At 46.5% G+C, this 26,791-nt stretch carries 29 protein-coding genes; 12 read left to right on the forward strand and 17 right to left on the reverse strand.

Features of this window, described 5'->3' with window-relative positions; translation table 11 throughout:
• The first annotated feature begins 15 nt into the window (after positions 1-15).
• Both aceF and lpdA read left to right on the forward strand, forming a co-directional pair.
• Complete coding sequence (gene aceF, locus FD963_RS04030) at positions 16-1,614, forward strand: dihydrolipoyllysine-residue acetyltransferase (RefSeq protein ID WP_215363219.1); 1,599 nt, start codon at positions 16-18, stop codon at positions 1,612-1,614.
• Between the two features lie 9 nt (positions 1,615-1,623).
• A complete protein-coding gene (gene lpdA, locus FD963_RS04035) occupies positions 1,624-3,426 on the forward strand; it encodes a dihydrolipoyl dehydrogenase (protein ID WP_215363221.1) in 1,803 nt (600 codons plus the stop codon).
• A 74-nt stretch (positions 3,427-3,500) separates the two neighbouring features.
• Here the strand turns inward: lpdA and FD963_RS04040 are convergent, their stop codons facing one another.
• Together FD963_RS04040 and FD963_RS04045 are read right to left on the reverse strand one after the other, a co-directional pair.
• On the reverse strand, positions 3,501-3,875 hold the full coding sequence (locus tag FD963_RS04040; protein ID WP_215363223.1) for a hypothetical protein: 375 nt from the start codon (positions 3,873-3,875) through the stop codon (positions 3,501-3,503).
• Between the two features lie 128 nt (positions 3,876-4,003).
• The gene (locus FD963_RS04045; RefSeq protein ID WP_215363225.1) at positions 4,004-4,558 is read right to left on the reverse strand and encodes a phasin family protein; all 555 of its coding nucleotides are present in this window, start codon (positions 4,556-4,558) and stop codon (positions 4,004-4,006) included.
• Between the two features lie 198 nt (positions 4,559-4,756).
• On the opposite strand from FD963_RS04045, the gene FD963_RS04050 reads away from it, so the two are divergent.
• Together FD963_RS04050 and FD963_RS04055 are read left to right on the forward strand one after the other, a co-directional pair.
• Positions 4,757-5,644: a DMT family transporter gene (locus FD963_RS04050; protein WP_215363227.1), complete on the forward strand. Its 888-nt coding sequence runs from the start codon at positions 4,757-4,759 to the stop codon at positions 5,642-5,644.
• Positions 5,645-5,753: 109 nt separating this feature from the next.
• A complete protein-coding gene (locus tag FD963_RS04055) occupies positions 5,754-6,758 on the forward strand; it encodes a serine hydrolase (protein ID WP_215363229.1) in 1,005 nt (334 codons plus the stop codon).
• A gap of 8 nt (positions 6,759-6,766) precedes the next feature.
• Here FD963_RS04055 and FD963_RS04060 read toward each other — a convergent pair whose 3' ends face one another.
• The 13 genes from FD963_RS04060 to FD963_RS04120 all read right to left on the reverse strand — a co-directional run bounded on the left by FD963_RS04060 (position 6,767) and on the right by FD963_RS04120 (position 18,570).
• Positions 6,767-7,600, reverse strand: coding sequence for an IclR family transcriptional regulator (locus FD963_RS04060; protein WP_215363232.1), 834 nt, complete (start codon positions 7,598-7,600; stop codon positions 6,767-6,769).
• Between the two features lie 102 nt (positions 7,601-7,702).
• A complete protein-coding gene (locus FD963_RS04065) occupies positions 7,703-8,737 on the reverse strand; it encodes a quinone-dependent dihydroorotate dehydrogenase (RefSeq protein WP_215363235.1) in 1,035 nt (344 codons plus the stop codon).
• Positions 8,738-8,746: 9 nt separating this feature from the next.
• Positions 8,747-9,493 (reverse strand): arginyltransferase, encoded by a 747-nt coding sequence (locus FD963_RS04070; RefSeq protein WP_215363238.1) that lies wholly within the window; start codon positions 9,491-9,493, stop codon positions 8,747-8,749.
• Positions 9,490-10,227, reverse strand: a complete 738-nt coding sequence (gene aat, locus FD963_RS04075; RefSeq protein ID WP_215363241.1) for a leucyl/phenylalanyl-tRNA--protein transferase — start codon at positions 10,225-10,227, stop codon at positions 9,490-9,492. The genes FD963_RS04070 and aat overlap by 4 nt, the downstream gene beginning before the upstream one ends.
• A 9-nt stretch (positions 10,228-10,236) precedes the next feature.
• The gene (locus tag FD963_RS04080; protein ID WP_215363244.1) at positions 10,237-10,797 is read right to left on the reverse strand and encodes an NUDIX hydrolase; all 561 of its coding nucleotides are present in this window, start codon (positions 10,795-10,797) and stop codon (positions 10,237-10,239) included.
• A gap of 9 nt (positions 10,798-10,806) precedes the next feature.
• Complete coding sequence (locus FD963_RS04085) at positions 10,807-12,633, reverse strand: bifunctional chorismate-binding protein/class IV aminotransferase (RefSeq protein WP_215363246.1); 1,827 nt, start codon at positions 12,631-12,633, stop codon at positions 10,807-10,809.
• Positions 12,634-12,657: 24 nt separating this feature from the next.
• Complete coding sequence (locus FD963_RS04090; RefSeq protein WP_215363248.1) at positions 12,658-13,233, reverse strand: peptidylprolyl isomerase; 576 nt, start codon at positions 13,231-13,233, stop codon at positions 12,658-12,660.
• A 77-nt stretch (positions 13,234-13,310) separates the two neighbouring features.
• Positions 13,311-13,937: a 2-hydroxychromene-2-carboxylate isomerase gene (locus FD963_RS04095; RefSeq protein ID WP_215363249.1), complete on the reverse strand. Its 627-nt coding sequence runs from the start codon at positions 13,935-13,937 to the stop codon at positions 13,311-13,313.
• Between the two features lie 6 nt (positions 13,938-13,943).
• Complete coding sequence (locus tag FD963_RS04100) at positions 13,944-15,257, reverse strand: replication-associated recombination protein A (RefSeq protein WP_215363250.1); 1,314 nt, start codon at positions 15,255-15,257, stop codon at positions 13,944-13,946.
• 4 nt (positions 15,258-15,261) lie between these two features.
• Complete coding sequence (locus tag FD963_RS04105) at positions 15,262-15,741, reverse strand: DUF3429 domain-containing protein (protein WP_251367316.1); 480 nt, start codon at positions 15,739-15,741, stop codon at positions 15,262-15,264.
• 36 nt (positions 15,742-15,777) lie between these two features.
• A complete protein-coding gene (locus tag FD963_RS04110) occupies positions 15,778-16,632 on the reverse strand; it encodes a 3-hydroxybutyryl-CoA dehydrogenase (protein ID WP_215363252.1) in 855 nt (284 codons plus the stop codon).
• A gap of 1 nt (position 16,633) precedes the next feature.
• Positions 16,634-17,341, reverse strand: coding sequence for a glutathione binding-like protein (locus FD963_RS04115; RefSeq protein ID WP_215363844.1), 708 nt, complete (start codon positions 17,339-17,341; stop codon positions 16,634-16,636).
• Positions 17,342-17,373: 32 nt separating this feature from the next.
• Positions 17,374-18,570, reverse strand: coding sequence for a pyridoxal phosphate-dependent aminotransferase (locus tag FD963_RS04120; RefSeq protein ID WP_215363254.1), 1,197 nt, complete (start codon positions 18,568-18,570; stop codon positions 17,374-17,376).
• Between the two features lie 84 nt (positions 18,571-18,654).
• Here FD963_RS04120 and yaaA point away from each other — a divergent pair, with 84 nt between their 5' ends.
• Both yaaA and FD963_RS04130 read left to right on the forward strand, forming a co-directional pair.
• Positions 18,655-19,431: a peroxide stress protein YaaA gene (gene yaaA, locus FD963_RS04125; RefSeq protein ID WP_215363256.1), complete on the forward strand. Its 777-nt coding sequence runs from the start codon at positions 18,655-18,657 to the stop codon at positions 19,429-19,431.
• Positions 19,431-20,642 (forward strand): DUF2863 family protein, encoded by a 1,212-nt coding sequence (locus tag FD963_RS04130; protein WP_215363258.1) that lies wholly within the window; start codon positions 19,431-19,433, stop codon positions 20,640-20,642. Before yaaA ends, FD963_RS04130 begins: the two co-directional genes overlap by 1 nt.
• A 96-nt stretch (positions 20,643-20,738) precedes the next feature.
• On the opposite strand, the gene FD963_RS04135 is transcribed toward FD963_RS04130, so the two are convergent.
• Positions 20,739-21,113 (reverse strand): hypothetical protein, encoded by a 375-nt coding sequence (locus FD963_RS04135; RefSeq protein ID WP_215359940.1) that lies wholly within the window; start codon positions 21,111-21,113, stop codon positions 20,739-20,741.
• A 10-nt stretch (positions 21,114-21,123) separates the two neighbouring features.
• Entirely contained in the window at positions 21,124-22,113 is a 990-nt protein-coding gene (locus FD963_RS04140) for a malate dehydrogenase (RefSeq protein WP_215363260.1), read from the reverse strand.
• 167 nt (positions 22,114-22,280) lie between these two features.
• Between FD963_RS04140 and FD963_RS04145 the strand changes: the two genes are divergently transcribed.
• The 6 genes from FD963_RS04145 to FD963_RS04170 all read left to right on the forward strand — a co-directional run bounded on the left by FD963_RS04145 (position 22,281) and on the right by FD963_RS04170 (position 26,733).
• Complete coding sequence (locus tag FD963_RS04145) at positions 22,281-23,009, forward strand: GntR family transcriptional regulator (protein WP_251367352.1); 729 nt, start codon at positions 22,281-22,283, stop codon at positions 23,007-23,009.
• A 144-nt stretch (positions 23,010-23,153) separates the two neighbouring features.
• Positions 23,154-23,573, forward strand: coding sequence for a succinate dehydrogenase, cytochrome b556 subunit (sdhC, locus tag FD963_RS04150; RefSeq protein ID WP_215321900.1), 420 nt, complete (start codon positions 23,154-23,156; stop codon positions 23,571-23,573).
• Between the two features lie 24 nt (positions 23,574-23,597).
• Entirely contained in the window at positions 23,598-23,963 is a 366-nt protein-coding gene (gene sdhD / locus FD963_RS04155) for a succinate dehydrogenase, hydrophobic membrane anchor protein (protein ID WP_215363264.1), read from the forward strand.
• Between the two features lie 4 nt (positions 23,964-23,967).
• Positions 23,968-25,746, forward strand: a complete 1,779-nt coding sequence (gene sdhA / locus FD963_RS04160) for a succinate dehydrogenase flavoprotein subunit (RefSeq protein ID WP_072582238.1) — start codon at positions 23,968-23,970, stop codon at positions 25,744-25,746.
• Between the two features lie 16 nt (positions 25,747-25,762).
• A complete protein-coding gene (locus FD963_RS04165) occupies positions 25,763-26,467 on the forward strand; it encodes a succinate dehydrogenase iron-sulfur subunit (RefSeq protein ID WP_215359943.1) in 705 nt (234 codons plus the stop codon).
• A complete protein-coding gene (locus tag FD963_RS04170; protein WP_215363266.1) occupies positions 26,464-26,733 on the forward strand; it encodes a succinate dehydrogenase assembly factor 2 in 270 nt (89 codons plus the stop codon). The genes FD963_RS04165 and FD963_RS04170 overlap by 4 nt, the downstream gene beginning before the upstream one ends.
• The last annotated feature ends 58 nt before the right edge of the window (positions 26,734-26,791 follow it).

The following is a 26,791-nucleotide window of genomic DNA, read 5'->3' on the forward strand; positions in this document are numbered from 1 at the left end:
TAAGAGACAAATACTATGAGTCAAATAATTGAAATCACAGTCCCGGATATCGGCGACTATAAAGATGTACCAGTGATCGAAGTCTTGGTTAAAGCCGGTGACAAGATTGAGAAAGAACAATCCATCGTTGTGCTGGAGTCTGATAAAGCCACCATGGATGTTCCTTCTTCACACTCTGGCATTGTGAAAGAAGTCAAAGTCAAAGTAGGCGACAACCTGTCTGAAGGATCCCTTGTAATTACCCTGGAAGAGGGTGCGGCAGCAGCACCAGCTCCAGCAGCAGCCTCTCTATCCAGCGCACCTGTAGCAGTAAGTACCGGCGGTGCACCTATTGAAATCAAAGTCCCGGATATCGGTGACTATAAAGATGTACCAGTGATCGAAGTCTTGGTGAAAGCCGGCGATAAGATTGAGAAAGAACAATCCATCGTTGTGCTGGAGTCTGATAAAGCCACCATGGATGTTCCTTCTTCACACTCAGGCATCGTCAAAGAAGTTAAGGTAAAGGTAGGCGATAACTTATCGGAAGGATCGGTAGTTGTCATCTTGGAAGGTGGGGCATCTGGCGTATCGACTCCTGTGTCTACTCCTGCAGCTGTACCAGCCGCGCCAGCAATTAAAGCTGTAGAGCCTCCGATTGCGCGCGCACCCGCACCACCTCCTATCAGTAATACTCCTCCGCCAGCCGATGCCGCAGTAAGCCATGCAAGTCCATCTGTGCGTAAGTTTGCACGTGAGCTTGGTGTCACGATTACGCAAGTTAAAGGATCTGGCCCTAAAGGTCGCATTACTCAGGAAGACGTCCAAGCATTTGTGAAGGCAGCTATGAGTGGTGGTGCAGGTAGTCCTGCAGCTGCTTCTAGTGGCGGTAGCTTAGGCGGTTTGAATCTGATTCCTTGGCCGAAAGTTGATTTCACAAAATTTGGTGAGATCGAGCGTCAACCACTCAACCGTATTAAGAAACTCACTGCAGCCAATTTAGGCCGTAACTGGGTGATGATCCCGGCTGTGACTTATCACGAAGATGCTGACATCACTGATTTAGAAGCGTTCCGCGTTCTTACTAATAAAGAAAATGAGAAGAAGGGCATCAAGATCACGATGCTTGCTTTCTTAATGAAGGCTGCAGTCGCTGCATTGAAAAAATATCCAGAGTTCAACAGTTCTTTGGATGGTGATGATCTGATTTTGAAGAAGTACTTCAATATTGGATTTGCCGCAGATACTCCAACTGGATTAGTTGTGCCGGTCATTAAAGATGCCGATAAGAAAGGCATTTTTGAGTTGGCGAAAGAAACTTCTGACTTGGCGGCACTCGCTCGTGATGGCAAATTAAAGCCAGATCAAATGCAAGGCGCTAGCTTTACGATCTCATCACTAGGTGGTATCGGTGGGACGTATTTCTCCCCAATCGTGAATGCTCCTGAAGTGGCAATTATGGGTGTGAGCAAAGCGGCTATGAAGCCGGTGTGGGATGGCAAGCAGTTTGTGCCACGCCTCATTTGCCCATTGTCTCTCTCTGCAGATCACCGTGTAATTGATGGCGCCTTAGCTACTCGCTTCAATGTATACATTGCTCAGCTCTTAGCCGACTTCCGTCGCGCTAGCCTGTAAGGAGGATCTATGGCTAAGCAAACGATCCTCGTTCCGGATATTGGTGACTATTCAGATGTACCGGTCATTGAAGTGCTGGTTAAAGTTGGTGACGTGATTGAAAAAGAACAAGCGCTATTAGTTCTTGAATCCGATAAAGCAACCATGGAAGTTCCAGCCGATGCTGCAGGCACAGTTACTAGTATTGCAGTCAAGCTTGGAGATAAGGTGAGTAAAGGCTCTGTGATTGCCGAGATTGAGGCTAGTGGTGCAGCGCCTGCGCCTCAACCGGCTCCAGCAGAAAAACCTGTTACATCAATTGCGCCAGCAGCACCAGCCGCACCAACAATGACAGCTGCCCCTGCTTCAGTAGCAGGGCAGTACAGCGGTAAGGTTGATCATGAGTGTGAAGTGTTGGTACTTGGTGCTGGCCCTGGTGGTTATAGCGCAGCGTTTCGTAGTGCCGACTTGGGTATGAATACTGTTTTAGTGGAGCGCTATCCTACTTTGGGCGGGGTTTGCTTAAACGTTGGGTGTATTCCATCTAAAGCATTGCTGCACACCACCTCAGTCATGGACGAAGTCAAAACCATGGCTAAGCATGGCATTACTTTTGGCGCGCCGAAGATTGAGATCGATCAACTCCGTGGCTACAAAGAATCTGTGATCGCTAAATTGACCGGTGGTCTTGCTGGTATGGCAAAGGCTCGTAAAGTAAAAGTAGTGCGTGGCCTAGGTAAGTTTTTAGATGCAAACCATGTCGAGGTAGATTTAACTGATGGTACTGGTCAGGATCTCGCTGGTAAAAAAGAAGTGGTGCGCTTTCAGAAGGCTATCATCGCCGCTGGTAGTCAGCCTGTGAAGTTACCTTTCTTACCTGAGGATCCACGCATTGTAGATAGTACCGGTGCTTTATTGCTCAAGAGCATTCCAAGGCGGATGCTCGTTATTGGTGGCGGCATTATTGGCCTAGAGATGGCTACGGTTTACAGCACACTTGGTTCACGCATTGATATTGCTGAGATGATGGATGGCTTAATGGCGGGTGCTGATCGTGATTTAGAAAAAGTTTGGGAGAAGTTCAATGCCGGACGTTTTGAAAAGATCATGCTTAAGACTCGTGCTGCTAGGGCAGAAGTTAAGCCTGATGGAATTCAAGTTTCTTTCGAAGGTGAAAATGCACCAGCTGAGCCTCAAACCTATGACTTGGTATTGGTTGCCGTAGGACGTACTCCGAATGGCAAAAAGATTGATGCTGGTAAAGCGGGTGTGCAAGTGGATGAGCGCGGCTTTATTCCTGTCGATAAACAAATGCGGACCAACGTCTCTAATATTTTTGCAATTGGTGACTTAGTTGGTCAACCGATGTTGGCGCATAAGGCGGTGCATGAAGGTCACGTTGCTGCGGAAGCGGCTGCTGGCGAAAAATCCTACTTTGATGCCAAGCAAATTCCATCTGTTGCCTACACTGATCCTGAAGTGGCCTGGGCTGGTTTGACAGAAGAGCAGTGCAAGGCCCAAGGCATTGCTTATGAGAAGGGTTTATTTCCATGGGCAGCTAGTGGACGTGCGATCGCTAATGGACGTGATGAAGGTTTCACAAAACTCATTTTTGATGCTACTACCCATCGGATTATTGGTGGCGGTATTGTTGGCACGCACGCTGGTGATTTAATCGGTGAAGTGTGTTTGGCTATTGAGATGGGTGCTGATGCGGTGGATATCGGTAAAACGATTCATCCACACCCAACCCTTGGTGAGTCAGTAGGTCTTGCGGCTGAAGCAGCGCACGGTCATTGCACTGATTTGCCGCCAGTGAAAAAGAAATCTTAAGTAGCGCTTAAGGTGTAAAAGAAAAGCCCCGAGCAATCGGGGCTTTTGCATTTCAGCATCTATGAGGATGGATTCTATGAAATCAGTTTGGCATTGAGCTCACGAATACGCTCATCCACATAGTAGCCCCCGCATTCCGTATATCGTAGGTATTTAGCTCCACAATGCTTGCATTCAAATACATCAGATTTATTGTATGGATGGAAGGCTGTAGAAATAGGGGCATCCTTAGACCAGATAGTCATTCCCTTAAGAAGATCTTCCTCCCAGCATTCCGGAGCCTCTTCGACTCTCAGAGTTCCAACGCACTCCAGAGAATTTGTCATGAAACCGCCTGGGATACTTTCCCAGCCTTCACAGCTCAGCGACAGACAGTCAGAGCATTTATCTTTAGGGTCAAAAGACTTGGCTAGGGAAAGTAACTCGTCTCTATTGAGATTTTTAGTCATTTGAAGAAATTAGTATAAAAGTGCGCTGGGTAAGGTACGTTTTTGGTAAAGAATAAATCAAGCTATTTAACCCATAAGAAAAAGCCCCGAGCAATCGGGGCTTTTGCAGTCAAGACACTCGCTAAAAATTATTTCTTCTTGGTCGCCTTGCTAGCTTTCTCTGCAGTCTTCAATACAGTTTCTGTTGCGCCGCTAAGATTGGTTTGCGCAACTTCAACTGCATGTTTGACTGCTTTTTGACTGGTTTCAAATACATTGTTTGCAGAGGCAATCGCTTGCTTCATTGCTTGCACGGCTGCATCTGATCCCACCGGCGCATTCTTTGTCCACTCTTCTACTAAAGAGTTAATTTTCTTTTGGCCAGCTTGGAATTCTTTTTCAGCAGATTCTGTGAAACTGTTTTGAGTCTCATGTGCCAACTCATATAAATGACGGCTATAAGCCATAATTTTTTCTGCCATTGGTTGCACTGCCTCGGCTTGATGGGCTAGCAACTGTTGAATGTCTTTCACTTCCAGTGCTTTCTTAGCGCTATTCATACTGTCACTCAAACTTTGTTTAGCAATATGCATATTGAGCTCCACCAACTTTTCAATGCTTTGCAATGCTTGATTGGTCAAGCCACTCAAAGTCTCTAAGTTTGCTTTCTGTGCGGCTGCAATTTGTTCTGGAGTTAAGTTCATCTGCATCTCTTTCCGTTTAACTGTTTCGTGTATTTTGATCTTCGGCTTTTATCTAATGTACTCTCTTTGCACCATTGTATGGCATAGATGTTGCGTTGCAGCATAAGTAACACACCCCATCGATGAATAGTTCAAACGAGAAAAGAGCCTAAAATCAGGGCTTCAGTAAAAAATCTTAATATTTTCAGTAAGTTACCCATGAAGCTTTCGCTTGATAACGCCATTGCACCGATCTTCGTCCTCATTTGGAGTACTGGTTTTGTAATTGCGCGATTAGCGATGCCATATGTAGAGCCAGCCACCTTTCTATTTTGGCGTTTTGCAGGGGTTCTGGCAGCCATGGCAGCGCTCAGTCTAGTTTGGAAGATTACTTGGCCCAGTTGGTCGCAAATCAAGCACATCGCCATTGCTGGGATCTTGCTGCAGTTTGGCTATTTGCTGGGCGTATGGTTTGCTGTCCGCCTAGGGATGACGGCAGGTTTAGTGGCCATTATTGTTGGTCTGCAACCCATTATTACAGCCTGGTTTGCTGCTTGGATTTCTGAGAAGGTTAGCTCGCGTCAATGGATAGGTCTAGGATTTGGATTTGCGGGTGTTGCGTTGGTAGTCGCCGAGAAGATTGGCTTTGCACACATTCCTTTTGTTAGTTACGTTTTGGCATTTATTGCACTGCTCTCTATTACGTTTGGTACTTTGTATCAAAAGAAATTCTGCCCCGTATTTGATCTGCGTGCCGGATCCTCTATTCAGTTTGGGGTATCGGCAGTTTTGTGTTTCTTTTGTATGTATTTCTTTGAGTCTGGCGTGATGGTTTGGAACCCATCTGTTGTTGGCGCCTTACTATGGGCCATCTTCCCCCTGTCAATTGGATCGATTAGTTTGCTATTTATGATGATTCGCAAGGGAGCTGCTACTAAAGTCACAAGCTTTCTTTATTTAGTTCCACCGACTACTGCTGCAATGGCTTGGCTCTTATTTGGTGAACCATTTACATTGCTGATGGCGGTAGGTTTGTGTTTGACGATGACTGGCGTGGTCCTGGTGAATGCTCGTCAGACCAATACAGTGGCGACAATTGCCGAGTAGGGCAGTGATTTGGTGGGATAAATTACCTAGATTGGGGCGAATAAAAGCGCTTTGTCTTTGGAAATTAATTATCATTCCGTATGTTGAAAGTTTTGGAAGGTATTTTGGGATGCGTTTGAATCGATTTTGGCCCCTCGTCATTGCATTGCTCTTTTCGCTTGGGGTACTGGGTAATGCATCTGTTCATGCCTCAACAAATGATAAGCAAAAGCAGGCAAAGTCGACAAAAGTGGTGACTAAGTCACCCAAAAGAGCCAAGACTGTCCGCGTCACTGTTACTAGATCATCCACTCCCGTAGTTGCAGGACCTCCATCATTGGCTACTGCATTAGGTTTGCGTGGTCAACGAGATGAGCTCAATCTTAAATCCACCGTAGTAATGGTGGTCAATCAAGATACGAAGGAAGTCTATTACGAGAAGAATCCATCTGTTAGCTTGCCCATTGCCTCCATCACCAAGCTTATGACTGCCATGGTGACGCTCGATGCAAAATTGCCAATGGATGAGGTCATCGTCATTAATGCTGAAGACGCCCATATTTATAGGCACTCCCGTTTGGCTGAAGGTACTGCACTGACTCGTGAAGATGCACTCCATTTAGCTTTGATGTCCTCTGAGAATCGTGCTGCATATACCTTGGCCAGAAACTATCCTGGCGGCCTACCAGCATTTGTGTCTGCTATGAACCGTAAGGCAAAAGATCTCGGCATGGAGCACTCTCATTTTGAGGATCCTACCGGGCTGACTAGTGAGAACGTTGCTTCGGCTGAAGATCTCACGCGGATGCTAAATGCTGCCTATCAGTACAAAACTATTCGTGAGTTTTCAACCTGGCCAGATTTAACTATGGTGATCGCCAATCGCCCGCAAAAGTTTTTGAATACAAACCGTTTGGTGCGCTCTGGGGATATGGATATCGGATTGCAGAAGACGGGCTTCATTAATGCTGCAGGTCGATGTTTAGTCATGCAGGCGAGAGTCAATAACACGCCATTGCTATTGGTCTTTTTAGATTCGGTAGGAACGCAATCCCGTTTTGCCGATGCAGTGCGGGTGCGCGATTGGTATGAGCGCATGCCATCTGGCGCGCAACCCATTCGTCGCTTGATGTAACTGAGGAATTAAGCTGCTGAGCCCGGCTCGGCAGACTTGGGTTTAAAACCCATGCCTTTGGATATCTGCAGGGCAGTTTCTTGAAGGGCGCGGAGCCAATCTGCTTGTATACGATCCGTTGGGGCGCTCAAAGAGAGGCCGGCAACCAATTTTCCAGTGTCATCCAGAATGGCTGCAGCTAAACAGCTCACGCCTAATTCCAATTCCTCATCATCGCGAGCGCTACCCACTTTACGAACGTGATTAAGTTCAGTTTCCAGTTTGCCTAATTCGGTAATACTGTTCCGAGTGTGTCCGGATAAACCTGTGCGAGTGACATAGGCGCGTACTTGTCCAGGATCATCGCTTGCTAGGAAGAGTTTGCCAACCGACGTGAGGTGTAAAGGTGCACGACCACCAATGGCGCGTACCACCTGCATGCCTGAGCGTTCGCTATATGCGCGATCAACGTAGACGATTTCATCGCCCTGACGTACGGATAAGTTGACGGTTTCACCAGTGAGCTTATGCAGGGTACGCATCGGTAGTTGAGCGGCCTCACGCACGGATAAGCGCGCCTTCACTAAATTACCCAGCTCTAAAAGTTTTAAGCCAAGGCGATAGGTACCGCCGTCGCCACGCTCAACCAATCGGCAAGCAACCAGGTCATTCAAAATTCTGTGGGCAGTGGAAGGGTGCAGACCAGTTGTCTCTGCGAGATTCTTCAGGCTGCTGGACTCTTCTTGCTCGGCAAGAGCGTCCAGCAAATTCATCATGCGCTCCACTACCTGGATGGCTGTTTTGCCAACCTCGCCGGTAGGTTTGGGAGATTTGATGATTTTGCTGGTGTTCATAGGCCTCATTGTAGCGATTTCGGACGAAATTGCATATTATGAAATCCTATTTTACAAACGCATCCGCTGAAAATATCCCGTTTTATAGGGAAACAGGGGATTAGGGCTGTTTTAGGCTTGCCTTAAAGCGGCGGCGCACTCGTTGACTAAGTCTGGGCCTCGATAAATCAAGCCGCTATAGAGCTGCACTAAGCTGGCACCTGCAATGATCTTTTCACGGGCATCTGCGCCACTCATAATGCCGCCCACGCCAATGATGGGTAATTGATTGCCTAATCTCGCCTTTAAAGCTTTGATGACAATATTAGAAGCATTGCGCACAGGCGCGCCAGATAAGCCGCCGGCCTCTTCACCAAATTCCATTCCCTTGACTGCATCGCGAGAGATGGTTGTATTGGTAGCGATGACAGCATCAATGCCAAACTCAAGCAGGAGATCAGCGATGAGATTAATGTCACCATGATCTAGATCGGGTGCAATTTTCAAGAAGAGTGGCTTGCGTACTCCATAACGATCGCTTAGGCGCTTCCTGGCTTCATCAAGACTTCCCAATAATTCGCGGAGCATTTCTTCGCCTTGTAAGGCACGCAGATTTTTGGTATTCGGTGAGGAAATGTTGACGGTGATATAGGTAGAGATTTCATAAACAGCTTCCATTGCTAGGATGTAATCTCGAGAAGCTTCTTCAATCGGGGTGCTGGCGTTCTTACCAATATTTAAACCAAGTACACCACCACTTTGCCAAAACTGAGAGCGATGCACTCTGGCAACGCAGGCATCAACACCATCGTTATTAAAGCCCATGCGATTAATAATGCCCTGAGCTTGCGGTAAACGAAACATGCGTGGCTTAGGATTGCCAGGCTGTGGCCGTGGCGTGACTGTGCCGATTTCTAAAAATCCAAATCCCAATGCAGCGAGTGCATCGATATGCTTGCCATCTTTATCTAAGCCTGCCGCTAATCCAACTGGATTAGGAAAATCAATGCCACAGAGTGTTTGTGGATCATTAATGGGCTTGCTTACTAAATGCTCCAATAAACCCCAGCGCTGCGCACGGTCCATATTGCTTAAGGTGAGGTTGTGCGCCTTTTCTGGGTCTATAGAAAACAGCCAGGGGCGGAGGAGGGAGTAACGATCGATCATGGGTAGATATTATGACTCAGGGAGCTCTTGCCAATGATCATCAATCAAACCTTCCATGGGTTGATATTTCACCTTATACGACATCTTGTCGCTTTCCTTGATGTAGTAGCCAAGGTAAAGATAAGGCAAACCCAATATGCGAGCCTGTTCGATCTGCCACAGAATGCTATAGCTGCCATAACTTGCAGTAGGGCTTGTGGTGTCATAAAAGGTATAAACCGAAGAGATCCCCTGTTCCAAGATATCGATCATGCTGATTATCCGTAAGCGACCTGGATGCGGGTCATGCGGGCCATCCCGAAACTCCACAATACGGGAGTTCACTCGGCTTTGTAATAAGAACTGCATGTATTGATCTTGATCATCGCTATCCATATCGCCACCCGCGTGCCGCTCAGTTTGATAACGTTGATAGAGTTGGTAATGTTCCTCTTGGTAACCCAGATTGAGGACGGAGGCCTGAAGATCAGAGTGTTTTTTCTGGGCGCGGCGCTGGCTGCGAGAAGGCGTAAATTGATTTACCAAAATACGTGTAGAAATACAGGCTTTGCATTCGTCGCAATATGGTCGATAGGTATACAAACCACTTCGTCGAAAGCCTGCGTTGAGTAAATCGTTATACACATCCGCATGAATCAGATGAGATGGCGTGGCTACTTGTGAGCGAGCTGTTTTATTGGGCAGGTAGCTACAAGCATAGGGAGCGGTTGCATAGAACTGCAGGGTGGTTAGGGGAAGTTCTTTAAGCTGAGTCATAACCAGTGATGCAAGATTGCTTTGTCAAAAGTCCAGGATTTCTCAATCTTAGTTTGATTTAAGGATATTTGCAGTTGCTCTAAAAAGGCCTGCCTGGATATTGGGGTGGCGCCTAAGGACAATAGGTGAGCCGTTTCTTGCTGGCAGTCGATCATCTGGACTTCATTTATCAGGCACCATGCACTTAGGGCTGCTAAGGCGATTTTTGACGCATTGGTCTTACGGCTAAACATAGATTCACCAAATACCATTCCTCCAAAGGCAACGCAATAAAGTCCGCCAGTAAGTTGGCCATCTTCAATTACGGCAATACTGTGGGCGTTGCCTGCTTCGTGAAGTGCGGTGTAGGCATCAATGATTTCATGGGTAATCCAAGTGCCATCCTGATCTTTGCGAGTGCTCGTTGCGCATGAACGTATGACTGCGCCAAAATCGGCATCAACCAATATCTGTGATTGCGTGTTTTGACAAAAGAGTCGAATATTCTTTTGCAAAGATTCACTACATTTAAAGGCGCTGGGCTTTAACACCATTCTAGGATCAGGCGACCACCAGAGAATAGGTTGGTTGTCTGAGTACCAGGGAAAAATACCTTGTTGATAGGCGCGAGCTAGTTGACCTGGGTATATCCGCTCACTGACGGCAATGAGCCCAGGAACGCTGGGATCGGGATCAGCCTCAAGCAGTGGATTTGGGAAAGGGTCATTGGGCCCTAGCCAGGCAATCTGACCCATGTTGACTCTTTAGATTCTCTCAGAGGGTAAGACGTCACGACTGCGCACATGAAATTCCTTACCAGCCTCTAAGTTGCCAGCAGCGCAGTCAGCAAAGAACCATTCAAGGGTTTGCTTGACAGTGGGAAAGGCCAATTCTTCCCATGGAATCTCATGCTCATGAAAAAGGGCTACTTCAAGACTTTCTTCGCCGGCAGAAAATTCTGGATTAGTCATTGTGGCTAAATAGAATAGGTGCACCTGTTCTGCGTGGGGCACATTCAGTAAAGAATAGAGTGGTCCAATTTCCACGGCGGCACCAGCTTCTTCCAGAGTCTCGCGCGCAGCCCCGTGGCTAGTACTTTCACCTAACTCCATAAAGCCCGCAGGCAAAGTCCAAAAGCCATAACGAGGTTCAATCGCACGACGACATAAGAGAACTTGCTTGCCATATACCGGAATACTTCCGACTACGTTGCGAGGATTTTGATAATGAATGCTGCCGCACGCTTCACAGACATGACGCTCACGAGAGTCATCCGCTGGAATTTTGATGGTTAATACAGAGGCGCAGTTAGAGCAATACTTCATGCTGACTTTCTAAAAATGGGCTTTGATGGCGCCGCGTAGTGCATTACTAAGCATAATTTCATCTGCTATTGAAACATCATTAATAGTCAGGTTGGCTTCGCGGGCATTTAGTATGGGGTCTGCAAGCAGGGCGGCACGCATTACCCCAGGCAAGAGGCCAGCTGACGCTGGCGGTGTAAGCCATTCAGAGCTGCGGTGAGGTTTGACAAAAATGCTAGTCCTTCCGCCCTCAGTAACAAAGCCTTGTTCATTGATAAATAAGGCATCAAATCCACCTAAGTTCACGGCTTCTTGCCAAGCTTGGTCATAAAGGGATCGATTGCTAATTTTGTGACGCAGTAAAGCATCCCCAGAGAACATCGTCACATCACCTTGAAGAATATCCTTGGCCCAAAATATTTTGACTGGTTGATTGATTAAATCCATTGCAGCAGTTGCAACGGACATCTCACCAGCAGGCGAGATGTCTAGTCTTAATCGATATGACAAACTCTTATCAAGCGATGCACAAGTGCTTGAAATCAAATTCTTGGCTGTCTCAAGTTGAAAAGGGATTCTTAAAGCTGCAGCAGAATTAGACAGACGGTGCATGTGAGCATGTAATTTCTGGGGCTCGTTATTAACAACCGCAATGGTTTCAAATAAACCAGTGGCGCTGGGTAGGTTCATCAGGAATGCGGATTTAATTCGACACTCTTGCCATTCTTGGCCTGCATCTGAGTCATTGGTGATTCCTGCGCCAACCCCAAGGGTAAAGCTTGATGCATGAGAGTCGTGATCTTGCCTAATTTCGATGGTACGGATGGGAACACTAAGGGCAAAATTGCCGTTGGGGTCAAGCCAGCCTAAGGCACCGCAATAGTAGCCGCGATCTTCGGGTTCTAGTTCTTGAATAATTTCCATGCTGCGTTTTTTTGGAGCTCCTGTAACAGAGCCACATGGAAATACCGCTTTGAAAATATCGAATAAAGAAATTTCAGGTTTGATCTGACCTTGCACGGTAGAAGTCATTTGCAACACATCACCATGTCTTGCAACTTCAAATAGATTGGGCACTAATACCGTACCCGGAAGAGAGATGCGACTGAGATCATTGCGTAGCAAGTCAACAATCATGACATTCTCAGCTTGATTCTTTGGGTCATCCGATAAGGCGCTCGCAACAGCAGATAGGGCGCTTGCAGTACCCTTCATTGGCATAGCTTTTATAGTGTCGCCATCTCGCGCAATAAATAGTTCAGGCGATTGCGACAGTAAAAAGCTGCCATCATGTTCAATAAAAGCACCAAAGCGCCCAGGCTGGCGATCCCTTAAGCTTTTATATAAGGCGAGTGGAGTGCCATAAGTCTTGCCTGTGATTCGATAGGTGTGGTTAATCTGGTAGCTATCACCACTACGAATATATTCCTGTATCGCTGCAATATCGGCAGTAAATTGCTCCTCATTCAAGGATTGCTGAACATCCATTACTCCGGCGCTTGCTTGAGCTAGATCTAGCGAAGCCAGCTTCTCAGCAATGAAGCTATCGACATCCTGCTTAGACAGTTTTTTGAATTCCGCAAAAGACCAGGCTTCAATGAGGGGATGGTGATGATCTGAGTGATTGACTCGCTCAGGTAGATTATGAATTTGTCTACCTAACTCGTAAGCAAAGGCAGCAACAATAAATTCGCCCTTTGCAAGCGCGGCAGAAATTTCAGCAAGGCACTGCTGGGTGGCGATTAAATCTACCGCATGATCACCGCTTGGAAGAACACGCCAGTAGTGCAGTGCATTTTCATATTGGCGACTAGTGGGTAAGGCCGCGGTGCTTTGCGCATCATCGAGCAAAATCATCGCAGCTTACCTAGCAATTTCTAATTATTTCAGAATCGTTGCAGATTCGATGATGACAGACTTAGTAGGAACATCAGACATTCTGCCCATACGCGGAGCTGGGGCAATCATGGTCGGTACTTTGCGAATGGCATCTATGGTTTGCGTGCCAGAGATCACTTTGCCAAACACGGTATAGCCATTGCCCATCGCATTAGGGTAGTCGAGCGCCGCATTGTCTTTCACATTAATAAAGAACTGTGAAGTTGCAGAATCAGGGTCTGAAGTTCGAGCCATCGCAATCGTGTAAACATTATTCTTCAAGCCATTTTGCGCTTCAGAAACCACTGGGGAATCAGTTGGCTTTTGATTCAAGTCCGGCGTAAACCCGCCACCTTGAATCATGAAGCCATCAATCACACGATGAAAGATGGTGCCGTTATAGAAACCGCTCTTAACGTAGTTCAAAAAGTTGGCGGAACTCTTCGGTGCTTTCGCATCATCTAATTCAACGACGAAGTTACCCATCGTAGTTTTAAATTCAACCTTAGGACCTGCAAATGCTGCTTGACTAGTAAAACAAGAAACAGCAACAACAAGGGCGGCAAATAGCTTACGCATAAGAACTCCTTCAATAAGATAAAAATAGCTTGTATTTGATTGTATTGCCCAAGACCACTAGAGGGTTAAATGATTTATTAGCCTAGACCATTAGGAACATTGCCGGCATAAGCATAGGAAGCCTCATCAAACATGCCCGGTCTTGCAAGGTAGTCCAGTGTCCAGTCAATAGTGTCAACACCCCAAAAGCAATGTTGATTCACTATCAGGGCCGGCACTCCAAAGGCGCCATCGGCTTTTGCTTGATTGGTATTAGCGATCAGCTTTGCCTTCACTTCTGGATTTTCAGGTTTAGGTGTATCTGAGGGAAGTCCTAAGTAGCTACAAAATTCTGGCCAAGATAGGTTGGGATCCTTACCTTCCACCCAAACATAATCAAAAGCGCTCTCAACCATCACCCAATCGGCATTTTGTTCAACCAAAAGGCGTTGGGCGGCAACTGTCATAAAAGGGTGATGCTCTGGAAAGCGAAACGGAATGCCTAACTTCTCCGCCTGCCATACACAAAACTGATAGGTATGAGGGCGTTTGGCAGCAACTTCTCCTGGACCCTTATTTTCAGAAGCTCTGAGTAGGCCACCCAGCAGAATAGGAACAGGTTTAATCTCTAGCTTGCTTTCAAGGCGCTGTCTTTGCTTAATGTACAGATAAGCAAATGGCGAAACAATATCGTAATAAAAAGTAGCCGAAATCTTTGTACTCATATCGCCTTATTTCTTCTTATGCTCTTCATCGAGCTTTTTTAAGAACGCTAGCTTTTCTTTGATCTGTGACTCTAGGCCACGCTCCACTGGCTCGTACCAATGAGGCTCCTTCATGCCTTCTGGAAGATAAGTTTCACCGGCGGCATAGCCATGCGGCTCATCATGGGCGTAGCGATATTCTTTTCCATGTCCAAGCTCTTTCATCAGTTTGGTAGGTGCGTTGCGCAAATGATTCGGAACGGGTTTGGATTGATCGTTTGCTACATAAGCGCGAGCAGCATTAAAAGCGTTGTAGCTTGCATTGCTCTTAGAGGCAACTGCAAGATAAACCACTGCTTGCCCAAGAGCCAACTCACCCTCAGGGGATCCTAGTCTTTCATAGGTCTGCGCGGCATCGTTAGCCAATTGCATGGCTCTTGGATCAGCTAGGCCAATGTCCTCCCAAGCCATCCGAATAATGCGTCTGGCTAAGTAACGGGGATCGGCGCCGCCATCTAGCATACGGCAAAACCAATACAAGGCCGCATCGGGGTTGGATCCACGAACGGATTTGTGTAGAGCGGAGATTTGATCGTAGAAGTGATCGCCACCTTTATCAAAACGCCGCGCTTGAGCGCTCAGTGCGTTCTCTATAAATTTCTGATCAACGATTTTTACTTCCGCATTTGGTGTGAGGACCGCATTGCGCACTTGTTCAACTAAATTGAGAAGGCGTCGCGCATCACCATCAGCATTAGAGATAAGGGTATCGATTGCTGTTGATTCAAATTGCACATCGGGCATCGCGTGCTGATGGGCTCGATCAAAGAGTAATTTCAGCTCCTCAGGAGTGAGTGATTTCAAGACATAGACTTGAGCACGCGACAAGAGTGCAGAGTTCACTTCAAATGATGGGTTTTCGGTAGTGGCACCAATAAAGGTGAATAAACCCGACTCCACATGGGGTAGCAGGGCATCTTGCTGGCTTTTATTGAAGCGATGAATCTCGTCGACAAATAAAATCGTTTGCTTGCCGTACTGAGCCATATTTTGTTGGGCTTGCTCAATGGATTCCCGGATTTCTTTAACGCCCGCTAGGACTGCAGAGATCGCAATGAACTCACGATCAAATGCTTTGGCGGAGAGACGCGCTAGCGTAGTCTTGCCAACGCCTGGAGGACCCCACAAAATCATCGAGTGAGGCTTGCCGGAGGCAAATGCTAGATTGAGTGGTTTACCACTGGCTAATAAATGCGCTTGTCCAATCACTTCTTCAATCGTTTTTGGGCGCAGTGCCTCTGCTAAGGGTGGAGGCGGCGCGCTATCAAAAAGACTGCTCATTGCATCAGGCTTGAATAAAGAGAATAACTAAGGATGCCCAAGTAAGGCAGGCTGCTGCAATATAAGTCAAGCGATTGCGCATGGTCATAAAAGCAGAGCGGGCGGCTTCGTCGGCAAAATAATATTGATAGGTGTTCTGATCAATATTGCGCTGAATGATTAGAGTGGAAGCCAAAATAAGCAAGCCCACTGGAATGTAAATATGAAGTGCTAACCAAGCTACTAAAGCGGGGATGACACCCCAGATCCATGCATTACGGTCTTCCCAGCGATCACCAGCAGGCGCCTTACCTAGAAGATGTAAATTGGCGCCCCAATGCAAAGCCCCCATAAAGGAGGTAATCACGGCACCATAACCCGCTAAAGATTCAGCGCTTAAATAATTCATGGGTGTTGGTGCCAATTGCACCATGAGGGCTAGCCCAATAAATGGAATAAGACCGGCATAGCCAAGTTTGCGAACTAAAGGTGGGATGGGGTTCACGATGGGGATATCTAGGTTAAGGGGTTGTGAATGAAATTATTTATCGTAGGCGTATACGCCGCGACCTGTTTTGCGACCGAGATATCCAGCGGCAACCATTTCACGAAGTAATGGGCAAGGGCGGTATTTGGAATCGCTGAAGTTTTCAAAATACACTTCCATTACCGCTAAGCAAGTATCTAATCCAATGAGATCTGCTAAGGCTAGTGGGCCAATCGGTTGATTGCAGCCCAACTTCATGCCAGCATCAATATCTTCTGGGCTAGCAAGACCTTCCGATAAAACAAAGAAAGCCTCATTGATCATTGGTAGCAAAATGCGATTCACCACAAAGCCAGGTGAATTTTTAACAGTAATCGGCTCTTTGCCAACACGCTTAGCCATGTCAATAATGGCAGTGTGGGTAGCGTCACTAGTTTGCAAGCCACGAATGACTTCCACTAAAGCCATTAAGGGTGGCGGGTTGAAAAAGTGCATGCCAATAAAGCGGGCAGGGTTTGAGTCAAGTGCCGCTAGTTTGGTAATCGATAGGGAGGAGGTGTTGGTGGCAATGATGGTGTCTTTGCTCACGACCTCGTCTACTTGCTTGAGAATCTTTTCTTTAATTGCTTGGTTCTCGGTTGCAGCTTCAATCACTAATCCCAAGCCTTTGAAGTCAGTATAAGAAGTACTTCCTTTAATACGTTTGAGAGCAGCTTCCTTTGCTTCAACAGTCAACGTTTCTTTTTTGACAAGACGATCCAAACTCTTGCTGATTTGCTCAAGTCCACGTTGCACCGCTGCCTCATTAATATCAACCATCACGACATCCAGACCGGCCACTGCACATACTTGTGCAATCCCATTGCCCATAGTGCCTGCACCAATGACGCCTACAGATTGAATACTCATCTTATTTCCTCTTTTGATACTGTGTGGAACCAAATAACTGCTCTCTAGCCTTGTCATCGTGCAAGGGTTTGCGTAATGCGGTTAATACTTCACAACCACGTATAACTGCTGGTCGCGCACCAATCTTTTCAAACCACTTTTTGAAATGCGGGTAATCATTGATTTCAATGCCTTGATTTTTCCAATTACGAGTCCATGGATAAATCGCAATATCAGCAATGGAATAAGTTTTGCCTGCAATATAAGGATTATCTTTCAGTTGACCATCCAATACTCCATAGATGCGTTTGGCTTCATTGGTGTAACGATTAATGGCGTATTCAATTTTCTCAGGTGCGTAGAGTCTGAAGTGGTGGTTTTGCCCAAGCATGGGGCCAAGGCCACCCATTTGGAACATCAGCCATTGCAGCACCTCGTACTTACCGCGGGTGCTTTGGGGCAAGAATTTGCCAGTCTTGCCGGCTAAATAGAGAAGGATGGCGCCAGACTCAAAGACATTGATCGGTTTTCCGTCTGGACCACTAGGGTCAACGATTGCTGGAATCTTATTGTTGGGGCTAATCTTGAGGAATTCAGGCGTAAATTGATCGCCGGCACCAATATCAATCGGATGAGCAATCCAGTCGCGACCTAGGCGGTAGCCACATTCTTCGAGCATGATGTGCACCTTATGGCCATTTGGGGTTGGCCAACTGTAAACATCAATCACTTCTTTTGATTTTGGGGTTGCCATTTTTTCCTCTATAAATTTTGTAAGCGCTGTAACGCATTGGCGAGAGTTTGCTCTTGCTTTGCAAAACAAAAACGAATGACGCCAGACTCGGTAGGTTGTTCATAAAAAGCAGAAACTGGAATGGCGGCTACCCCAACTTCACTGGTAAGCCATTTGCAAAAATCAGCCTCATTCAGTTTAGCCTGAGGGATTCCTAGCGCGGAGTAATCAGCGCATTGAAAATAACTACCGGGACTAGGAAGCAATGTAAATTTGGTTTTACTTAAGCCGGCCCTAAAAAAATCTCGCTTAGCTTGATAAAAGGCGGGAAGATTTAAATAATGGTTTTCATCTGCAAGATAAGTAGCTAAGCCATATTGCATAGGGGTATTGACGGCAAATACATTGAACTGATGTACCTTGCGGAACTCTTTTGTTAGCGCAGATGGCGCAGCCACATAACCCACTTTCCAACCGGTGACGTGATAAGTTTTGCCAAAGCTGGAAACTAGAAAGCTCCTAGCTGCTAACTCTGGATGGGAGGAGATACTATGGTGCTTGGCACCGTCATAGACCATATGCTCATAGACTTCGTCGCTCAGAATCAAGGCGGAAGTATTGCGAACTAAGGCTGCTAGGTGATCAAGGTCTAATGTATCCCACACCATACCAGTCGGATTATGCGGAGTGTTAATCAAAATGAGTCGCGTTTTAGGATTGATTGCATTTGCTAATACATCCCACGGAATTTGATACGAAGCCACTTGTCCTGATTCATCACGTACAACCTGCAATGAAATGGCAATCGTTTTACCTCCAGCTAAATCTATTGCAGGTCGGTAGCAGTCAAAGGCGGGTTCGATGATGATGACTTCATCGCCAGGACCAACGCAAGACAGTATGGCTGTAAATATGGCCTGTGTACCACCCGCAGTAATCGTGATTTCAGTCTCAGCATCGTAGTGGTGGCTATATAAACTGCTGATCTTCTGACTAATGCCATGACGAAGTTCTGCAACTCCAGCCATAGGTGGGTATTGATTGTGATCTGCCAACATGGCGGCATTCACATCAGCAATGAGTTTTCTGTCGCATGGAAAGTCCGGAAAACCTTGCCCAAGATTAATCGCCTGATGCTCTGCCGCTAGAGCGGACATCACTGTAAAGATGGTGGTTCCAACGTATGGTAGGCGACTTGGAAAAGACGGTGTCTCTAGCGGTTTCATAAGGGCAGGGGTAATGATCGGTCTTTTACAGCGGATATATCCGGTAGTCGCTAGAATGGTAAAAATACATAAACAAATTGTGCCATGCTGATCGTTCTTTCACCTGCTAAATCCTTGGATTACAAGACCCCCGCCAAGGTTAAGGCACCGACTTTGCCCGAGTTTGTCTCGGAATCAGCCAAGCTGATTGCTGATCTCAAGAAGCTAGCACCGCAAGACATTGCCAAATTGATGGGTTTATCCGATCAGCTGGCCATTCTGAATGTCGGTCGCTACCGGGATTGGTCTAAGAAATTCACAGAAGAAAACAGTAAGCCGGCGATCTATGCCTTTAATGGGGATGTCTATGATGGTTTTGACGTTAAGACGCTGAATGCCAAAGCGGTAGAGTTTGCCCAAGATCACATCCGAATTTTGTCCGGCCTTTATGGTGCGCTCAAGCCTCTGGATTTGATGCAGCCATATCGCTTAGAGATGAGCACCTCATTCAAAAACGCCAGAGGTAAGGATCTTTATGCATTCTGGGGGAGTCGCGTAACCGATTCCATCAAGAAGGTTCTAGAAAAGCAAAAGAAGCCAGTCCTTCTGAACCTGGCTTCAGAAGAGTATTTCAAGGTACTCCAGCCTAAAGAATTGGATTGCCAGGTCATTTCCCCGGTATTTCAGGATGCTAAGGATGGTAAGTACAAGATTATTTCTTTTTATGCCAAGCGAGCTCGCGGCTTGATGGCTCGCTATGTGGTTGAGAATCGCATTACGGATCCCGCTGATTTAAAGGGCTTTAATTTAGATGGTTACAAGTACTATGCCGCTGAATCAAAAGTAGATAAGCCTGTATTTAGAAGGGCAGAAAGAAAATAATGGCCGTGCATCGCACTAAAGCATCGCAACGGAATTCTCCAGAAGTGGAGAAGATGGTAGCTGACGCTATTTCTTTGGCCGCATCTGGCAGTCAGATCGAGGATCGCTTCTGGGAAGAGCGCCTGAACGTGCGCTTAATGCGCTTGCTCAAAAGTCAAAATCAAAACGTGATTGATGCCGCCCTAGATCAAACCTTTCGCATCAATACGGTAGCCTTTGAAGTGCTTGCTGACATAGCCGAAACCTTGGCTGAGTCTTTGAGGGTTGAGCATGAAGGGCGGGAGTGGGATGTGTTGTTACTAGCTATGCCTATCGTTGCGCATACTCGTTATCAGATTCCATCTGGCCCATTGCCTGCCAATATTATTGAGTCAACTGCTCAGGCCCTACATAGCGCGATTGCTTCAACTGACACGCGCATTGCCATTGTTCCTTGGCTTTACAGCATTGATCAAATGCCGCATTCCCATTGTCAAACGCGCGTACTGACTGAAGCATTGGCAACCGCGGCAATCTCCGGAAAAGATGTCAAGCTTGAGTTGCGTAATATGTCGGAAACGATTGCCGTATTAGCAGATCCGCGTTTTATTATTGCCGCCTTAAGTGCGCCGAGCGGCTCCCCCATTTTCCGTTGGCAGGCTGAGCCACCAGCTCGCCAAGAGCGGGGTGTGAGTTTGATTGGTTGGCAAACTGCAATGCAGGAGCCGATTGCATCTCTACTCCCTGGTTGTGAGTTCGAGCTGCTCTTACCAGAGGCGTATTTCACAAACTGCCGTTTGGCTGATAAGCATGTGCGACCTTTGAGTATTCGCGCAGCAGTCAATTTCTTGGAAAGTACTCTCGGAATTCTGCCGGCTGGCTTATCTTGTGTGGTCGGCGCCTTTGGTGAAGAGCAGGCGGATGAGTATCGAATTTCGTTCAGTGTAAAAGGTTCATCCGAAGTAATGTATGGGGTAATCTGGCCGCTGTATGACAGGGAAAGCGTAGCAAGCGACGCTTTAAATGACCTGTCAGATGATGAGAGTCCAATTAAGAAGATTTGTGATGCCTTGCATGACGCAGGAGTAGAGGATGTATTCCGTCACGCAATGCTATTTGATCCAGAACTCTGTGATGACTGTGGGGCGCCTTTATTCCCAGATCGCTCAGGCGAGGCGGTGCATGCTGAAATGCCCGACGATGCGCCATCACAGCAACCTTTGTTTCACTAGTTAAAACAAATACAAGAAACAAAACAAGCAAAAGAAACGCTAAGCAATAAAAAAGCCGAGAAGTCTCGGCTTTTTTATTTGATGCGGTGTGAGAAATTAATTCTGCACAAATGGTTCTGCGCCAGCAAACAAGTGTGGCAACTTACCGGATTTCATATCTGCTGTTTGGCAGAAATCGGCAAGACGTACACCCGCTTTAATGTTGAATAACATTGCTTTGTTACCCAACACCACAAGGTCGAAACCAGAGTTGGTATTTTTGTAGCGAAGACTGCCTGGCAATGAAGTTTGGCGATCCAAATCATACGTTTTGGATTCCCAAGTTAAGCGGATCTTTTCAGTTGTGCCAGCAGTTTTGAACTGCTTGCTTTCTTGACAGGTCCAAGTAAATGCTTCTTCATCAGCAAATGCATTTGCAGCGCCTAAAGCGCTAGCAAGCACAAGGCTAATGGCGAGAAGGTTTTTCTTCATCTAGTTTTCCTTATGAGAGCAAGTGCTTAACGCCAGCCTGCTCTTCGAGTAACTCATTCAAGGTGTGGTTCATGCGCTCACGGGAGAATGCATCGATCTCTAAACCTTCGATCATTTTGTATTCACCGTTTTCGCAAACTACTGGGAAGCCATAAATCACTTCAGCAGGAATATCGTATTCGCCTTTAGAAGGAATGCCCATCGTTACCCACTTACCGTTAGTGCCGAGAACCCAATCATGAATGTGATCAATAGCCGCATTCGCTGCAGAAGCTGCAGAAGACAGGCCACGCGCTTCAATGATGGCTGCACCACGCTTACCAACAGTAGGAATAAATACATCTTTGTTCCAAGCTGCATCGTTGATAGAGTCTTTGACTGACTTGCCATCGATCGTTGCAAAGCGATAGTCTGGATACATTGTTGGGCTGTGGTTGCCCCATACAACCAATTTCTCAATATCAGCTACTGGCTTGTTCAACTTGCTAGCCAATTGTGAGAGGGCGCGGTTGTGATCAAGGCGCAACATTGCTGTGAAATTCTTCGCAGGAATATCTGGAGCAGATTTCATGGCGATGTACGCATTGGTATTGGCTGGGTTACCAACAACCAATACTTTTACAGTCTTCTTAGCAACTGCATTTAATGCTTTGCCTTGAGCTGTGAAAATTTGTGCGTTAGCGGAGAGCAAGTCTTTACGCTCCATGCCAGGACCACGTGGACGTGCGCCAACTAAAAGGGCAACATCGATATCTTTAAAAGCAGTCATTGGGTCAGAGTGCGCTGACATGCCTGCCAATAGCGGGAATGCGCAGTCTTCCAACTCCATCATGACGCCAGTTAAGGCTTTTTGAGCTTTTTCATCGGGAATCTCAAGCAATTGCAGTATGACGGGCTGATCTTTGCCCAGCAGGTCGCCATTGGCGATGCGGAATAGAAGGGAATATCCGATTTGACCGGCTGCACCGGTTACAGCGACACGCATTGGGGCTTTTGCCATTACTGAGAACTCCAAAGGAAGGTTAAGTGGGTTAAATAAAGAAAACTTTTCTATTATCCATTCAAGTGTAGGGACTTTAGCTTTACACTGTCAATGATGTCTTATATAAGACTAGAATTACCTTGAATTTTATCCAATTGACACGGCCTGGAGTTAATTTGTCTGACGTGAATTTGCCTGTTGCCTCATTTAGCCCTCTGTACGAGCAGATCAAGGCGATGATTTTGGCTAGTTTGCAAGCCGCGGAATGGCTTCCGGGGATGGCTATTCCCAGTGAAATGGAGCTTGCCGCCCGTTATGCCGTGAGTCAAGGCACTGTCCGCAAAGCCATTGATGAGCTGGCCGCCCAAAATTTACTGGTTCGCCGCCAAGGGAAGGGCACCTTTGTCGCCACCCACCAAGAAGACGACTGGCAGTATCGTTTTTTACGCTTAGCCCCGGATTCTGGTGAGAAATTTCACCTAACCAACCAATTTTTGACCTGTGAAAAGACTAAAGCTAGCGCTTACGTGGCCGAATTGCTTAAATTAAAGGCAGGCGACCCCATTATTCACATTGACCGAATTCAGAGTTTTGCGGGTAAACCCATTGTTTTTGAAGAGATATTTCTACCTGGCTCTCGTTTTAAGGGTTTAGACCTTGAGGTCCTTAATGCTTGGCATGGTCCCATGTATGCCTTTTATGAGGGGCAATATGCCACTCATATGGTGCGGGCGGAAGAAAAAATTAAGGCTGTAGCTGCTGATCAAATGCTGGCAAAGCACCTTCACCTGGAAGAGGGCGCGCCACTCCTTTCTGTAGAGCGGGTGGCTTTCACCTACGGGAATAAACCAGTAGAAATTCGTCACGCTAGATACGACACTTCAGAGCAGCATTACGAAAACAAATTGAACTAAGTGCGTTGATGAACATATCCGTTAAAACCCCTATTAAACCCCTATAAACCCGTAAAAATCCCCACCAGCCTTAAGGTTTCCAATAGAATATGTTGCGATACAACAAAACCACAATGAACCTCCACCTAAAGATAGAGATTACCCATGGTTGATTCACAGCAAAATGTAAAAAAAGATAGACCGGTTTACCGAAATATTGGTCTTGCCCAGTTGATTAAATACCGCCTTCCTTGGGCCGGCAAAGTCTCCATTCTTCATCGTATTAGCGGGGCAGCGATGTTCCTCTTGTTGCCATTTATTTTGTATCTCTTCGATCAGAGCCTTGCGTCTGAGCTGAGCTACCAAAAATTCCAAGCTTTCACCGGCAACATTTTGGTCAAGATTATTTGCCTCGGCTTGATCTGGTCTTTCTTGCACCACTTCTGTGCTGGTATTCGCTACCTTTTGCTCGATTTAGAAATCGGCGTTGAGAAGTCTGAAGCAAATCGTTCGGCCATTTTTGTTTTGTTCCTCGGCTTGGCTTTGACTGCTGTAGTGGGTCTCAAATTATTCGGCGTGTACTAAGCGCACATCATTTAAGGAAATTTCATGCCTATTTATCAAATTGGACCAAAGCGCTTAGTTGTAGGCGCGCACTACGGCCTTAAAGAATGGATCATTCAGCGCGTTACTGCGATTGTGATGGTGGTGTTTACGATTGTTTTGTTGGTGGACTATTGCATCACTGGTAGCGCTACTTATGAAGGTTGGTCTGCTTTATTTAGCAACCAATTGATGAAGTTATTGACGCTCTTAGCATTCATCAGCTTGTTCTATCACGCTTGGATTGGTATCCGCGATATCTGGATGGATTACATCAAGCCCGTCAGCATTCGTTTAACACTCCAAGTGTTAACAGTTTTGTATCTCGTAGCCTGTGCGGCCTACGCCGTTCAAATTTTGTGGAAAGTGTAATTCGATGACTGCAATTAAAAAATCATTGCCACGCCGCCGTTTTGATGCGGTGATTATTGGGGCAGGTGGTTCCGGTATGCGCGCATCATTACAGTTGGCTGAAGCCGGCTTGAATGTTGCTGTATTAACTAAAGTATTCCCAACACGTTCACATACAGTTGCCGCCCAGGGTGGTATCGGTGCTTCATTAGGCAACATGAGTGAAGACAATTGGCACTATCACTTCTATGACACCATCAAGGGATCTGACTGGTTAGGTGACCAAGACGTGATCGAGTTCATGTGTCGCGAAGCTCCAAAAGTTGTTTATGAGTTAGAGCACTTTGGTATGCCATTCGACCGCAATCCAGATGGCACGATTTATCAGCGCCCCTTCGGTGGTCACACAGCAAACTATGGCGAGAAGCCAGTGCAGCGAGCTTGTGCTGCCGCTGACCGTACTGGTCATGCGATGTTGCATACCTTGTACCAACGCAACGTACGCGCCAAAACAAACTTCTTTGTTGAGTGGTTGGCCCTCGATTTAATTCGTGATGATGCAGGCGATGTTGTTGGTGTTACTGCTCTTGAAATGGAAACAGGCCAGGTCTATATTTTGGAGGCCAAGATTGTGATGTTGGCAACCGGTGGTGCAGGCCGTATTTGGGATGCATCGACCAACGCATTTATTAATACCGGCGACGGTATGGGCTTAGCAGCTCGTGCAGGTATTCCATTGGAAGATATGGAGTTCTGGCAATTCCACCCAACTGGCGTAGCTGGTGCTGGTGTGTTGTTGACAGAGGGCTGTCGCGGTGAAGGCGGTATCTTGCGTAACAAGGATGGCGAGCGCTTCATGGAACGTTATGCGCCAACCTATAAAGACTTAGCTCCACGCGATTTCGTATCCCGCTGTATGGACCAAGAAATTAAAGAAGGGCGCGGTTGCGGTCCTAACGGTGACTATGTTGTGCTCGATCTGACACACATTGGTGCCGAGACCATCATGAAGCGTTTGCCTTCTGTTTATGAGATTGGTATTAACTTTGCGAACGTTGACGTCACTAAAGAGCCGATTCCAGTAGTGCCAACGATTCACTATCAGATGGGCGGCATTCCTACGAACATCAATGGTCAAGTGGTTGTTCCAGCAAATGGAATTCATAATGAAATCGTCAATGGTTTGTATGCGATTGGTGAGTGTTCATGTGTATCCGTACACGGCGCGAATCGCTTAGGTACTAACTCACTGCTAGACCTATTGGTATTTGGTCGTGCGGCAGGTAACCATATTGTTGGCCTAGATTTGAAAAATCGCGAGTTCAAGCCGTTGCCTGCGAATGCTGGTGAGCAAACATTGGAGCGTATTGCGAAGTTGGATAACTCAACTTCAGGCGAGTATGCGCAAGATGTTGCAAACGACATTCGTAAGTGCATGCAGAAATATGCTGGTGTGTTCCGTAATCAAGAGCTGATGGATGAAGGTGTTCGTCAAATGGCTAAATTGACAGAGCGCGCTAAGCACTTATGGGTTAAGGATAAATCCGAGATTTTCAATACAGCACGTATTGAGGCTTTGGAAGTGGCTAACTTAGTCGAGACTGCAAATGCAACCATGATTTCTGCGGCTGCTCGTAAAGAGAGTCGTGGTGCGCATTCGCATGATGACCATCAAGAGCGTGACGATGAGAATTGGATGAAGCATACCCTTTGGTACAGCGAGGGAAACAAGCTTTCATACAAGCCAGTTGTCTTGAAGCCTCTCACTGTTGAGTCCTTTCCTCCTAAAGAACGTACTTTCTAAGCAAAAGAGATAGAAGATGAGTGATATCCGTATATTCGAAATTTACCGCTACGATCCAGATGTCGATGCTGCTCCACGCATGCAACGTTATGAGTTAGAGCTCACTGGTGAGCGTATGTTGTTGGACGCTTTGATTTCTTTGAAGAAGCAAGATGAGACGATTTCTTATCGTCGCTCATGCCGTGAGGGCGTGTGCGGTTCAGATGCTATGAACATCAACGGTAAAAATGGTTTGGCTTGTTTGACTAATATGTTGACTTTGCCTAAGGTCATTACATTGCGCCCATTGCCTGGCTTGCCAGTAGTGCGCGACTTGATCGTTGATATGACTTTGTTCTTCAAGCAATATTTGTCTATCAAGCCTTACTTGGTAAATGACAATCCTCCTCCTGAAAAAGAGCGTCTCCAGAGTCCTGAAGAGCGTGAAGAGTTGAATGGCTTGTATGAGTGCATCTTATGCGCGTCATGCTCAACTTCATGCCCATCTTTCTGGTGGAATCCAGACAAGTTCGTTGGCCCAGCTGGTTTATTGCAGGCTTATCGCTTTATTGCCGATAGCCGTGATGAGGATACCAATCAGCGCTTGGATAATTTGGAAGACCCATACCGCTTGTTCCGTTGCCACACCATTATGAATTGCGTAGATGTATGTCCTAAGCACTTGAACCCAACGAAAGCAATTGGCAAGATCAAGGAGTTGATGGTTCGTAGGGCAGTATGACCCTCGGCAATGCAGAGTTATATCGTTTAAAGAGCGATGCCCGCAGGGGCTTGCTAGAGAACGACTTAATTCTGCAACGTTTCTTTGAGCGTTACGGCACTCAGTTAAGCGTAGAGGATGGAATGGTTTTAAGCCAGTTATTAGCTTTAGATGACAACGACTTGATGGATTTATTGATTGGTCGTAAAGATTCTGTAGCCAGCCTGGAGAAAGAGATGCAAACAGACTCTTTCAAGATGGTTTTACTAAGGCTGAGAGAGAAGTAATTCAGCAATTTGGTGCGGTAGCGGTATAGACGCATGATTGAATAGTGTATTAATCATA

It is taken from the genome of Polynucleobacter sp. JS-JIR-II-50 (assembly GCF_018687895.1).
Classification (GTDB): Bacteria; Pseudomonadota; Gammaproteobacteria; order Burkholderiales; family Burkholderiaceae; genus Polynucleobacter.